Raw genomic sequence first — 14,160 nt, forward strand, 5'->3', positions numbered from 1 at the left:
ACAACATTTACGCCTAGTTAAGTTGCGTCTATTTGTTCTATGGTTTTAATTTATTAATTAATGCAGAATCATATTATGCTGAACTACGATTTATTATGTTAACGCTTTTATATCCGGCTGTTTTTCCTAGGTAGGAGTCATACCAATTGAAATAAATAATCGATCATTTTAAGGCGGTTTAAATCGTCAATAACTGCGTTGTTTTCAATCACACACGCCCGCTATTACTCGACAATTGCTCCTGCATTGTTCTACTTACGGGCATCCATGCCCTAATCAATCAAACGCCTTGCCTGCAGGGATAATGGTATGGACCCACTCCAACTTTATTTCAGGCCTCTTTAGGGCCAAAATGAAAGTGATAACAATCATTTATAAAAGCGGAGTGGATCAACATGAAGATTACTACAATCGGTTTAGACATTGCAAAATCAATTTTTCACATGTTCGCTGTGAATAAAAATGGGCGATTTGTAAAAAAGAAACAATTAAGAAGAAAACAAGTGTTGAGTTTCATGGCAACATTAGAGCCTTGCCTAATTGTAATGGAAGCTTGTGGCAGTGCGAACTACTGGGCTAGAAAATTTATTGAATTGGGGCACCAAGTAAAACTTATTGCGCCTCAATATGTAAACCCCTTCGTTAAAGGCAATAAAAATGATTATAACGATGCCGAAGGTATTGCAGAGGCAGCGCAACGCCCGACCATGAGGTTTGTGCCAATTAAATCGATAGAACAACAAGATATTCAAAACTTCCATCGACAACGTGAACGCATAAAGAAAGAACGTAAAGCATTAGCAAGTCAGGTACGAGGCTTGTTAGGAGAATATGGCATTGTCATCAATAAAGGTATTTCTGCAATTCGCAATGAACTGCCGGATATTTTAGAGGATGCGACAAATGAGTTAACGTATTTAAGTCGGGAGATATTTAATGAGTTATGGCTTGAATTTCAAGTCACAGAAGTGAAGTTTAAAGCGTGTGAAGTTCGCTTAAACACGATGAATAAAGAAAATGAAATATGTGTTCGCTTAGATGAAATATTAGGTATTGGAGCAATCACAGCTAGCGCTACTTATGCAGCTGCAGGAGATGGAAAAGACTTTGTAAATGGTCGACATTTTTCGGCATGGCTTGGGCTTGTTCCTGGGCAGCATTCAACGGGTGGAAAGGCCACCTTACTCGGTATAAGTAAACGCGGTAATAGTTATTTAAGAACACTATACATCCACGGGGCCCGGGCAGTATTAAGGCACAGTGAAAACAAAACTGACCGATTTAGTTTGTGGGCACAAGCGTTAAAATCCCGACGAGGACACAACAAAGCATGCGTTGCTGTGGCGAATAAAATAGCAAGAATGGCTTGGGTAATAATGGCGAAGGGGGAAAGTTATCGCCCGGCTATATAAATAAAGCTCAAAACTGAAGCAAGTTAGATTGGTTTCAGTGATGAGATAACAGTAAAACCCTTTTACTTCAGTTGCAAAAGATAAATTAATCGGATGGTAAGATAGTCAGACTGGCTTGCACAAAACCTGGTACCTGCATTGGCTAATAAAAAAGCCGGAGGGATGATGAGGAGTGTGAGCGCAAACAACCATCGGGGCCAGAAGGTAAAAATCCTTCATAAACAGGCCGGATATATGAGAGCAATGATTTTCTCTTACATAACGATTAAATGTCTTGCAAACGGAGTGGGTCCATATATGCAGGTACTTATGTTTAGTCTGGAACAATAAACATGTATTCTTGAACAATTTATCCTCGCTTAAAATTGGTCAATAACTTATTACATTTGGTATTATTATAGTGATTAAAAAAGGAATGCCATGGCATTCCTTTTTTTATCACTTATATTTTAAGACCGTATAAAGGCGCTGTTTAAATTGCGCTTAATCCCAAACTAGCGCTTTAAAGTGTTTACGACATAGAGATTCGTAGCGTTCATTACCGCCGACTTCTATTTGTTCTCCGCCTTTTACAGCATTGCCGTGTTCATCACATCGCATTACAAAGTTGGCTTTTTTACCACAATGACAAATGGTTTTTAATTCCACCAATTTATCGGCCCAGGCTAGTAGCGCGGCACTTCCAAGGAATGTTTCACCAAGAAAATCTGTACGAATGCCATAAGCGAGCACTGGAATTTTTAATTCATCAACAATATTGGTTAATTCCTTAACTTGTCGTTTAGTTAAAAACTGGGCTTCATCAATTAAAATACAAGCAATTTTACTCTCACTAATTTGGCTTTTTACTTGGCTAAAAATATCGGTATTATCATCAAATAATAGGGCGTCGGCATGTATACCTAATCTTGATGAAACCTTACCTTTAGCAAATCTATCGTCTATTTGTGCCGTAAACAATAATGTTTCTAAGCCACGTTCTTGATAATTATAAGATGACTGTAAAAGGTGAGTCGATTTACCGGCATTCATCGTTGAATAATAAAAATATAATTGTGCCATTGCTTAATAATGTCCTAATTATGACTGTTTGTTTAGTGATGGTTTTACATGTTTGGGATATTGTAATTAATAGCTTGTTGGATCTGCGGTTTTATTACTCGCCCCTAAGGTGTTCAGTAAATTCGTTAACAAGCTACTTGCTCCAAATCTAAAGTTGGCTTTAGTCGCCCAATTAGCACCTAAAATATCTGTCGCTAGATCTAGATAGATAGCGGCATCTTCAGCATTTTTCACGCCACCAGCAGGCTTAAAGCCAACTTGTGTGTTTTTATCTTTAATAACCTTTAGCATTAGCTCAGCCGCTTTGGGCGTAGCGTTAACCGCAACTTTGCCCGTTGAGGTTTTTATAAAATCAGCGCCTGCTGCGATACAAATTTCACTGGCATGTGTAATAAGCTGGTCTGATTTAAGCTCGCCAGTTTCTATAATTACTTTCAGCAGGGTGTTATTTCCACAAGCTTGTTTACAAGCTTTAACGAGGTCAAAACCTACTTTTTCATTACCGTTTATTAAGGCTTTATAAGGAAAAACAACATCGACTTCGTCAGCGCCATAAGCGATGGCAGCTTTTGTTTCTGCAACTGCTATATCAATATCGTCGTTACCGTGTGGAAAATTAGTTACCGTGGCAATTTTTATCTCAGGGGTACCTTGCGCTGTTAGCTGTTTTTTCGCTAATGGGACAAAACGAGGAAATATACAAATAGCCGCTGTGTTACCGCGTGGAGATTTGGCATTTATACACAGCTGGATAATATCCTCAGCACTTTCAGCGTCGGTTAAACTGGTTAAATCCATCATATAAAGTGCACGCTGCGCGTATGCTTCAATAGTACTCATGTTCACCTCAAAACCAAAATTTAACACTAATAACTGACCGCTTATAACTCTGAAAGCTATCTCCAGCATTTCTATCCAGCATTTCTATCCAGCAGTTATATCCAGCAGTTATATCCAGCAGTTATCTCCAGCAGTTATCTCCAAAAGCTATAAGCTAACAAATACACCGGCAATAGCGGCACTCATTAAGTTAGCCATAGTAGCTGCAAGCATAGCTTTCATACCTAAACGTGCAATATCAGGACGGCGACTTGGTGCCATTGAACCTATTCCACCCAATAAAATGGCAATAGAAGATAGGTTAGCGAAACCGCACAAAGCAAAGGTTACAATTGCTTGAGTGGTAGGCGATAACGTGTCTTTAATTTCAACGAAATTTACGTAAGCAAAGAATTCATTAACAACAATTTTTTGGCCAATAAAGCTGCCTGCTTGCAACATTTCCTCAAAAGGTACACCTATTAGGAATGCAAACGGGGCAAAAATGTAGCCAAGTAGCCATTCAATAGTAATACCTTCAAAGCCGAGTAAGCTGCCAAAGCCTGTGACCATAGAATTGAGTAAAGCGATAATCGCAATAAAGGCAAGTAACATCGCTCCTACATTTACTGCAAGCTTAAGGCCTGAAGCGGCACCTGTTGCTGCTGCATCAATAACATTAGCCGGTTTAGCGCCTGCTTCTGCCAATTCTACATCACTGTAATCATTGTTAATTTCTTCTGTTTCAGGGAGTAGTAGTTTCGCCATAAGCAAGCCACCCGGAGCTGCCATAAAAGAGGCGGCAATTAAGTATTCAAGTTTTACACCTAAACCTGCATAGCCAGCTAAGATGGAACCGGCAACGGAGGCTAAGCCACCTACCATAATGGCAAACAGTTCAGACTGACTCATTTTGGCAATATATGGGCGAATAACTAAGGGAGCTTCTGTTTGCCCAACAAAAATATTGGCGGTAGCAGAAAGGGATTCGGGCTTGGAAGTTTTTAACAGTTTTTGTAAACCACCACCGATTATTTTTACCACCCATTGCATAATATTAAGGTAATAAAGCACGGCGATAAGCGATGAGAAAAAGATAATAACGGGGAGGACTCGAATAGCGAAAACAAAACCAACGCCATTATCGTACATTGCATCAGTACCTAAACCTCCGAATAGAAAGCTTATGCCTGCTTGTGCACTGTTAATAACTTGTTGAACACCATTAGTTATTGAACCTAATACATCTTTACCAAATGGCACATAAAGTACAAACGCACCTAATATAATCTGCAATGCAAAAGCAAAGCCTACCGTTCGCCAATTAATTGCGCTGCGGTCTTTTGATAAAAAAAACGCCAATGCCAATAGCGCAAAAATGCCAATGACTCCTCGAAGAGCACCTAATTCCATAATTACCTCATAAATTATTTTGTTATCGTTATTTTTTAATTATATTTATTTTAATTACATCTATGTTGATTTTATTTTTGTACAAGTTTACAAATTTCTATTCATCAGTTGACGAATTTTTGCTTTTAGCATTTCAATTGCCATTCTATTTTTACCGCCACGCGTCACCACAATATCCGCGAAAGGTTTATTTGGTTGAATATGCTGGTGGTACATAGGGCGGACGGTGGTTAAATACTGTTCGGTAATTGACGCGATGCTACGAGAGCGCTCAATAGTATCTCTATTTATTCTACGGACAAGGCAAATGTCTAACGGGGTATCAATATAAATTTTAATATCGAATTTATCTCTGAGCTCTTTGTCAGCAAATAAAAGAATCCCTTCGATTAAAATGATGGGTGTTGGCGTTAAGTGAATAGTTTCTTCTAGCCGAGTATGTGTTTTATAGCAATATGTAGGTATATCAACGCTTTCACCGAGACTTAACTGGGTTAAATGTTGTGATAATAAGCTATGTTCAAAGGCACTAGGGTGGTCGTAATTGGTTTTTATACGTTCTTCCATCGACAGATGAGATTGACTCTTGTAATAAGAATCTTCTTTCATGATGGCAATACCACTAGACCCTAGCTCAGGTAATAATTCATCGTAAATAGTTTGCGCAAAAAGTGATTTTCCTGATGCTGAAGCACCGGTTACCGCAATAATGGTCGGTTTATTGGTTTGCAAAACAGAGAGCCTTTAAAAATATGATTAACAAAAGGGTTAAGTAATTATTTACAGCGATACTGTTTAGACAACTCACCGCACTCATATTATGGACTAATTAATCTGAAATTCATTAAAATTTGGGCAAAAGGATTAACTGTGCCTTAAATAATTACAAAATAACGGTTGTCTATAATTTATTGCTTGGTAAAGTATCACATGTTGACCATTTGGTCATGAAATTTATTAATTTTAACGAGGATAAATTTCAAAAATTTGTTAAAATGCATTGATCCACTTACAGGAATTTAAAATGGCAAGAGCAATAGTTTTAGTAATCGACAGTTTTGGCATAGGGCACGCGCCCGATGCAGCGGACTTTGGCGATATCAGTGCCAATACTTTTGCTAATTTAGCGCGATACTTCTATCAGCACGAAAAACGTGAAATCAACGTACCTAACTTAGCCAAAATGGGCTTAGTTCAAGCGGCTTTTGAGGCAGGGAAATGTACTTTCCCTGTGGTAAAACAAACGCCTGAGCAAGGTGCGTTTGGTTATGCTGCAGAAATTAGTACAGGCAAGGATACACCGAGTGGTCATTGGGAGATGATGGGTGTACCGGTACTGTTTGATTGGGACTACTTTCCTAAAGAAGGTAATGCTTTTCCTGCTGATTTGATAGAAAAAATAAACCAAGCTACAGGTTATGAAGGTATTTTAGGAGATTGCCATGCCTCAGGCACCGATATTATAAATAAGCTTGGACAAGCACATATTAAATCAGGACTACCTATTTGCTATACATCTGCTGACAGTGTTTTTCAGGTGGCGGCTCATGAAGAACATTTTGGTCTGGATAATCTTTATAAATATTGTGAAACAGTAAGAGAATTACTGGGTGATATGAATGTCGGTCGTGTTATCGCTCGTCCTTTCATTGGCAACAGCCCTGAAGACTTCACTCGAACTGGAAATAGACGCGACTATTCTGTTTTACCGCCTGCACCTACGGTATTAGACGTATTTACAAAGGCGGGTGGTTATGTCATCAGTGTCGGTAAAATTGCCGATATTTATGCGCATCAAGGTATCAGTGAAAAAACCAAAGCAACCGGTATAGATGCTTTAGTTGATGCAACCATTTCTCATATTAATACCGCACAAGACAACAGTCTGATATTTACCAATTTAGTCAATTTTGACCAAGATTATGGCCATCGCCGTGATCCGGTTGGTTACGCTTTAGCTTTAGAGAATTTTGACACACGTTTACCAGAAATTATCGCGGCAATGAATATAGATGATGTTCTGTTTTTAACCGCTGATCATGGTTGTGATCCTACTTGGCATGGAAATGACCATACCAGAGAGTATGTTCCTGTGATTGCATTTCACAAACAGGTACGATCTGTTAATATTGGCGAAAGAAATACTTTTGCTGATATTGGTCAAACCATTGCAGAACTATTTAAATTAGACAAAATGCCATATGGCACAAGTTTCTTGTCTGATCTTGATTTATAGAAAACGTAATTAATCACTTTGCGCTCATTTAACAGCACAAAATGAATAAAAATAAATTTTTACACAAAACATAAACAGTTCTTGGAGAGCACTTAATGAATGTTTTTAATAAAACGTCGCTTGCGCTTTGCGTAAATGCGGCTATTTTAGCGTCTGCAGCAGGGGTTTCTACTGCAGTTTTAGCGCAAGAAAGTGCTAATAAAGCTGACGTTGTTGGCGTTGAAGTTATTGAAGTAACTGCTCGTAAGCGTACAGAAAATATCAAAGATGTGCCAATTTCAGTTTCGGCATTAACACCTAAAAAACTTGAAGTATTAGGTTCTTCTGGTATGGATGTAAGAGCACTGTCTGGGAAAGTACCTAGCTTGTTAATAGAGTCTTCTTTTGGTCGTACTTTTCCTCGTTTTTATATTCGTGGTTTAGGTAATACTGATTTTGATCTACTAGCATCACAACCTGTTTCATTGATTTATGATGATGTTGTTTTAGAGAATGCTTTAACCAAAGGTATGCCAATGTTCGATATTGAGCGCGTAGAAGTTTTACGTGGTCCTCAAGGCACATTATTTGGTCGTAATACGCCAGCAGGTATAGTGAAAGTACAATCTAAAAAACCAACACAAGACTTTGATGCCAATATTTCAGGCTCATACGGTAGTTTCGGTAGTACAGATTTCCGCCTTGCTGTTGGCGGTGGTCTTACAGATACATTGTCAGCACGTGTTGCATTATTACAACAAGATCGTGATGACTGGATTGACAACAAAGCACCAGGCTTTGAAGCAGAAGATCAGTTAGGTGGTTACAGTGAATCAGCAGGGCGCTTGCAATTACTGTGGGAACCAAATGATGATTTTTCTGCATTATTTAACTACCATTTCCGTGATGCAGAAGCTGATTCTCGTGTTTTTAGAGCCAATATCATTAAACCAGGCACTAACGAACTAGTTGATGATTTCGACCGTGAAACTGTATTTCAAGATGCCGCTGTTCGCAACGATCAAACCGTTGAGATGAAAGGTGCTAGTTTAAAGCTTGAATACAACATGGGCGATCATACATTAACGTCTGTTACTGGTTATGAGTCAGCTGAAATGTTTTCAGTGGGGGATATTGATGGTGGTTACGGTGCATCTTTCTTGCCTAATTACATGGGACCTGGCTTTATTCCTTTCCCATCTGAAACTGGCGCTAGAATGCCAGATCATAAACAAATTACCCAAGAAATACGTATCGCGAGTAATGACCTAGGTAAGTTAGATTATCAATTCGGCTATTTCTTATTCGATGAAGACCTAACTATCAATAACTTAAGTTTCGATACCTTAGGTGGCGGCGCGCAAAATGGCATCGCAATCCAAAAAATGGAAACTTCAGCTTGGGCAGTTTTTGCTTCACTTGATTACGAAGTTTCAGAACAATTAACGATCAATGGTGGTTTACGTTATTCAGATGATAAGCGTGACTGGGATGGTGAATTAGTTCAGTCACCGTTTGGCGCACCAAGTTTTTCTGAAAGTAATAATGTGCAAGACTCACAAGTCAGTGGTGACTTAAGTGCTTCTTACAAATTAAACGATGAAACTAACGTTTATGCGCGTTTAGCTCGCGGTTATCGTGCACCAAGTATTCAAGGTCGTAGTTTACTATTCTCTGCAAATTCAACAACAGCAGATTCTGAAACTGTAGATTCAGTAGAAACAGGTTTTAAATCAGTATTTTTAGAAAACACAGCTCGTGTTGATGGCTCTGTTTATTACTATATTGTTAAAGATCAGCAATTAACTGCTGTTGGTGGTTCAGGTAACGTTGCTAGTTTACTGAACGCCGATAAATCTGTGGGTTACGGTTTTGAACTAGATTCAGAATACTTTGTTACAGCCGATTTAGTGCTAACGGCAAGCGTAAGTTATAACCATACAGAATTGCAAGATGATACAGTTGCTGTTCCTGGTTGTGGTGGCGGTTGTACAGTAACGTCACCATTAAACGGTGACGGTTTAGCGATGATCGATGGTAATTCATTACCACAATCACCAGAGTGGATTTCAAACTTAGCGGCTCGTTGGACTAAAGAAATTGGTGATGGTGAACTTTATGTTTACACCGATTGGTCTTACCGCAGCGAAGTTAACTTCTTCTTATATGAGTCGGTAGAATTTACGGGTGACGCTTTATTAGAAGGTGGTGTTCGTGTTGGTTATGAATGGTATACCGACGGCGCAGAATACGAAGTAGCGCTTTTTGGTCGTAATATTACCGATGAAGAACAACTTACCGGTGCTATCGATTTTAATAACTTAACGGGTTATGTAAACGAGCCTCGCTTTTGGGGTGTTGAATTTAAAGCTAACTTCTTTTAATAGTTAGCTTTATTTAAAACATAACTTAATAAGTTAGTAATAAAAAACCGGTTATCAATTTGATAACCGGTTTTTTTGTTTCTATCTCTAATTGATAACGCTATATAGCAAGTTGAATAATTAACTGCGCATTTTTAATGGTTAACATTAATAATGACAGCGTTATAAAATAATGATTTAGTATATTCTTGTTTTAATCGAGTTAGCTAAAACAGTCAGTATTTCTTCACTGGTATCTAAATCAATACAAGCATCAGTAATACTTTGTCCGTAAACCAAAGGCTGATTTTCAACTACTTTTTGATTTCCCGCCACCATAAAACTTTCAATCATAACGCCAAAGATAGCTTGGTTACCTGCACTTATTTGCTCGGCTAATGAATCAGCGACATCCATTTGCTTGTTATGATCTTTGTAACTATTACCATGACTACAGTCAATCATCACTTTCTCTGCTAAGCCTGCTTTAGTCAACGTTTCACAGGTTTGTGTGATATATTTTTCTTGATAGTTAGGCGTTTTACCACCACGTAAAATTACGTGCGCAAAAGGGTTGCCATGTGTTTGATAAATACACATTTGGCCACTTTTATCAGGCGAATAAAGTACATGCGGAACACTTGACGCTTTTATAGCATCAACAGCTATTTGAATATTACCGTCAGTACCATTTTTAAAGCCAACGGGACATGAAAGGGCAGACGCTAATTCTCTGTGCACTTGGCTTTCTGTCGTTCGTGCACCAATAGCGCCCCAACTGATCAAATCAGAAATATACTGACCGGTTACCATATCTAAAAATTCGGTACCGGCAGCTAAACCTAATTTATTAATTTCCATTAATAAATTTCGCGCTAAATTTAAACCTTTCGCTACTTTAAATGATTTATCTAAATCAGGATCACTAATTAAACCTTTCCAACCCACGGTTGTACGAGGCTTTTCAAAGTATACTCGCATTACGATGAGTAATTCGTTGGCGTACTTTTCTTGTAATGTTTTTAATTTTTTTGCGTAGTCAATTGCGGCTTCTGTATCATGAATTGAACAAGGGCCAATAATAACCAACAAGCGCTTATCATCACCCTTAATTATGGCTTCAATATCTTTGCGGCTTTTGATGATAAAGTTGGCTGTTTCATCGTCAAGGGGAATTTGCTCAGCAAGTTCGGCAGGCGAAACTAAACTGTCAATTAATGTGGTTCTAAATTCATCTGTTTTTATGGTCATGGGTTATCAAATGCTAGTTAGCCTGCATATCTAAATGCAGTGCAATAAATAATATCGCGCTAACATAACGAATATAAGCAATTATGTGAACCGCTTTCTAAGATTTTATGTAACTAATTTGTTATAAGTTAATATTTATAGCGTTGAAGGCCGGTTTCTGACAATATTTTCGCGGTGATCTCTTCAACAGAGAGCTTAGTGGTGTTGAGATACGGGATTTTTTCTTGTTTATATAATTTTTCGACTTCACGTACTTCCATCCGACATTGGCGTGCTGAAGAGTATTTAGTGTTCGCCATTCTGCCGTGACGAATATCTACTAAGCGTTCGGCATCAATAGTTAAACCAAATATTTTCTTTTTGTGCATTTTCAAAAATGAAGGGATTTGTAGTTCGTCCATATCATCGTCGGTAAACGGGTAGTTCGCGGCTTTAATACCATATTGCAGCGCCAAATAGAGTGCCGTTGGGGTTTTACCTGAGCGGGAAACACCAACGAGTATAACGTCTGCGTGTTCATAGTTAGTGACATTAGAGCCATCATCATTAGCTAACGAGTAGTTAACTGCATCAATACGGTAATCGTAACTATTTTCATGAATACTGTGTGTTCTATGGGCTTTGGGTTTTGCTTTTATGCCCAATTCTTCTTCGAGTGGTGCTATAAAATGTTCAAGAAAGTTATAAATAACCCCATCGCAGCCGTCGATTATTTCACGAATATCTGGATTAACAAAGGTGTGAAAAACCAAGGGTGGTACACCTGTTCGTTTGGCCGCTTTATTAATACGCTTACAAGCCTCTAATGCTTTTTCTTTCGTTTCGACAAAGGAAATGGTGTCGTGTTCAAACTCTATTGGAAAAAGTGATAATAATGCATGACCAAAAACCTCAGAAGTTATCGCTGTTCCGTCAGAAATATAAAAAGCTGCTCGCATGATTAATCCTATATATTATTCTTAAATGAATGGTAAAACTTTAAAATAGTGCTTTAGTTTCAAGGTTAGCAGTGTAAAATGTCTGTAGCATGAAATAAACCACTTAATGAAACATCCTAAGATAAAAGTGTTAAGAAAGATATTTTTAGGCTATTTACTGGCTACTGAGTGTAAGTAGTTTTAAAGATAGCTTTCTTAAATTTTATTATTTCTAGTGGAGATGTTGTCGTGCAAGAATACGTGCTTTGGTATGAAAATTTAGGAATGAATGATGTAGATCGCGTTGGCGGTAAAAATGCATCATTGGGTGAAATGATTTCCAATCTTTCAAATGTCGGTGTGCAAGTACCTGGTGGCTTTGCAACCACCTCATTTGCGTTTAATGAATTTCTAGAACAAAGTGGTTTGAACGATAAAATCTATCATTTGCTTGATGATTTAGATGTTGGCGACATAAATGCTTTAGCAGAATGTGGCGGAAAAATTCGTCAATGGGTTATCGATACGCCATTTTTACCTGACATGCAGAAGGATATTGAGCAGGCTTACGCAAAACTTGCTGGTGGTTTCGCCGATGACGCTTCATTTGCTGTCCGTTCATCAGCCACTGCAGAAGATATGCCAGACGCCTCGTTTGCTGGCCAACAAGAAACCTTCCTTAACGTTCGTGGTTTAGACGCCGTCATGATCGCGATTAAACACGTTTTTGCCTCTCTTTTTAACGACCGTGCTATTTCTTATCGTGTACACCAAGGTTATGACCACCGTGGTGTTGCGCTTTCTGCTGGTATTCAGCGCATGGTACGCAGTGACATTTCTTCTAGTGGTGTGATGTTCTCTATCGATACCGAATCAGGTTTTGAAGATGTCGTCTTTATTACTTCAAGCTACGGTTTAGGTGAAATGGTCGTGCAGGGTGCTGTTAATCCGGATGAATTTTATGTTCATAAACCGACGCTAGCTAAGGGTAAGCCTGCAGTTGTGCGCAGAAATATCGGTAGTAAAGCCATTAAAATGATTTACGCTGAGAACCAAGAACACGGTAAGCAAGTCGAAATCGTTGATATCGACCAAGCGCAATCAGATACTTTTTCGCTTAACGATAAAGAAGTTGAAGAGCTAGCAAAGCAAGCGGTAATTATTGAAAAACACTATGGCCGCGCCATGGACATTGAATGGGCTAAAGATGGCCTAGACGGTAAGCTTTATATTGTTCAAGCGCGTCCAGAAACAGTTAAAAGTCGTGAAAATGCTAATGTAATGGAACAATTCCAATTACAAGCAACGGCTGACATTATTTGTGAAGGCCGCTCAATTGGTCATAAAATAGGTAGCGGTGAGGCTAAGGTATTATCTTCTTTGGCTGAAATGGATAAAATTTTACCTGGTGATGTTTTAGTTACCGATATGACCGACCCTGATTGGGAGCCGATCATGAAGCGTGCTTCTGCTATTGTCACTAATCGTGGTGGTCGTACTTGTCATGCGGCCATTATTGCCCGTGAAATGGGTATTCCAGCGGTTGTCGGTTGTGGTGATGCCACGAAGAAAATTGCGACAGGTGATGAAATTACCGTTTCTTGTGCTGAAGGTGATACCGGCTTCATATATAAAGGTAAATTGGATTTCACGGTAACGACCTCTGAAGTTGATTCAATGCCTGATTTGCCATTGAAAATAATGATGAATGTTGGTAATCCAGATCGCGCATTTGCCTTTGCTCGCTTACCTCACGCAGGTATAGGTTTAGCGCGTTTAGAATTTATTATTAATAAAATGATCGGTGTCCATCCTAAAGCGTTATTGAATTTTGATGAGCAGTCATTGGAGCTTCAAGACGAAATTCGTGAAATTATTGCCGGTTATGACAATCCCGTTGAGTTTTATATTGCTAAACTTACAGAAGGTATTTCTACGCTAGCTGCAGCTTACGCGCCTGAAAAAGTTATTGTTCGGATGTCAGATTTTAAATCGAATGAATATGCAAACTTAGTCGGTGGTGAGCACTTTGAGCCGGAAGAAGAAAACCCGATGATTGGTTATCGCGGTGCTTCTCGCTATATTTCTAAAGATTTTAGAGATTGTTTTGCGCTTGAATGTGAAGCGATTAAACGTGTTCGTAACGACATGGATATGACGCATGTTGAGATCATGATCCCATTTGTACGCACCCTTGGTGAAGCCGCAGCGGTTATTGATATTTTAGCAGAGCACGGATTAAAGCGTGGTGAGAATGGTCTGCGTATTATCATGATGTGCGAATTACCTTCTAATGCTTTACTTGCTGATCAATTTTTAGATTATTTTGATGGCTTCTCTATTGGTTCTAATGACTTAACGCAATTAACTTTAGGCTTAGACCGTGACTCAGGTTTAGTTGCACACTTGTTTGATGAACGTGACCCTGCAATTAAAATATTGCTAGAAATGGCGATTAAAGCCTGTAAGGCACGTGGTAAATATGTTGGTATTTGTGGTCAGGGTCCATCTGATCACAAAGATTTTGCCGCCTGGCTAGTGGATAAAGGCATTGAAAGCTTATCGCTTAATCCGGATACGGTATTGCCAACATGGTTATATTTGGCAGAGCAGCATAATAAGAAGTAATTATTATTTCAGTAATATACTGTGAATAAGACATTTCTATATTAAATTAAGCCTAGGTGTTTTTTTGTCATGACGATGAC

Annotated in this window: 10 protein-coding genes; 4 read left to right on the top strand and 6 right to left on the bottom strand. The window is 38.7% G+C overall.

Annotated features, from left to right (window positions below; all coding sequences use genetic code 11):
* Positions 1-395: 395 nt before the first annotated feature.
* Positions 396-1,412 (top strand): IS110 family RNA-guided transposase, encoded by a 1,017-nt coding sequence (locus tag A3Q33_RS16970; protein ID WP_081180575.1) that lies wholly within the window; start codon positions 396-398, stop codon positions 1,410-1,412.
* 483 nt (positions 1,413-1,895) lie between these two features.
* On the opposite strand, the gene A3Q33_RS16980 is transcribed toward A3Q33_RS16970, so the two are convergent.
* The 4 genes from A3Q33_RS16980 to udk all read right to left on the bottom strand — a co-directional run bounded on the left by A3Q33_RS16980 (position 1,896) and on the right by udk (position 5,438).
* Positions 1,896-2,474 carry a thymidine kinase gene (locus tag A3Q33_RS16980; protein WP_081180977.1) on the bottom strand — a complete coding sequence of 193 codons (579 nt, stop codon included), beginning with the start codon at positions 2,472-2,474 and terminating at the stop codon, positions 1,896-1,898.
* A 66-nt stretch (positions 2,475-2,540) separates the two neighbouring features.
* Positions 2,541-3,314, bottom strand: a complete 774-nt coding sequence (gene deoC, locus A3Q33_RS16985) for a deoxyribose-phosphate aldolase (RefSeq protein ID WP_081182725.1) — start codon at positions 3,312-3,314, stop codon at positions 2,541-2,543.
* Positions 3,315-3,461: 147 nt separating this feature from the next.
* Positions 3,462-4,706: a NupC/NupG family nucleoside CNT transporter gene (locus A3Q33_RS16990; RefSeq protein ID WP_081180978.1), complete on the bottom strand. Its 1,245-nt coding sequence runs from the start codon at positions 4,704-4,706 to the stop codon at positions 3,462-3,464.
* An 87-nt stretch (positions 4,707-4,793) separates the two neighbouring features.
* On the bottom strand, positions 4,794-5,438 hold the full coding sequence (gene udk, locus A3Q33_RS16995) for a uridine kinase (protein ID WP_081180979.1): 645 nt from the start codon (positions 5,436-5,438) through the stop codon (positions 4,794-4,796).
* 292 nt (positions 5,439-5,730) lie between these two features.
* Between udk and A3Q33_RS17000 the strand changes: the two genes are divergently transcribed.
* Complete coding sequence (locus A3Q33_RS17000) at positions 5,731-6,942, top strand: phosphopentomutase (protein WP_081180980.1); 1,212 nt, start codon at positions 5,731-5,733, stop codon at positions 6,940-6,942.
* Between the two features lie 95 nt (positions 6,943-7,037).
* The gene (locus tag A3Q33_RS17005) at positions 7,038-9,305 is read left to right on the top strand and encodes a TonB-dependent receptor (protein ID WP_081180981.1); all 2,268 of its coding nucleotides are present in this window, start codon (positions 7,038-7,040) and stop codon (positions 9,303-9,305) included.
* Positions 9,306-9,482: 177 nt separating this feature from the next.
* Here A3Q33_RS17005 and A3Q33_RS17010 read toward each other — a convergent pair whose 3' ends face one another.
* Together A3Q33_RS17010 and ppsR are read right to left on the bottom strand one after the other, a co-directional pair.
* The gene (locus A3Q33_RS17010; RefSeq protein ID WP_081180982.1) at positions 9,483-10,535 is read right to left on the bottom strand and encodes a 3-deoxy-7-phosphoheptulonate synthase; all 1,053 of its coding nucleotides are present in this window, start codon (positions 10,533-10,535) and stop codon (positions 9,483-9,485) included.
* A 128-nt stretch (positions 10,536-10,663) separates the two neighbouring features.
* Entirely contained in the window at positions 10,664-11,473 is an 810-nt protein-coding gene (ppsR, locus tag A3Q33_RS17015; RefSeq protein WP_081180983.1) for a posphoenolpyruvate synthetase regulatory kinase/phosphorylase PpsR, read from the bottom strand.
* Between the two features lie 228 nt (positions 11,474-11,701).
* On the opposite strand from ppsR, the gene ppsA reads away from it, so the two are divergent.
* Positions 11,702-14,080: a phosphoenolpyruvate synthase gene (ppsA, locus tag A3Q33_RS17020; protein WP_081180984.1), complete on the top strand. Its 2,379-nt coding sequence runs from the start codon at positions 11,702-11,704 to the stop codon at positions 14,078-14,080.
* The last annotated feature ends 80 nt before the right edge of the window (positions 14,081-14,160 follow it).

Source organism: Colwellia sp. PAMC 21821, assembly GCF_002077175.1.
Classification (GTDB): Bacteria; Pseudomonadota; Gammaproteobacteria; order Enterobacterales; family Alteromonadaceae; genus Cognaticolwellia.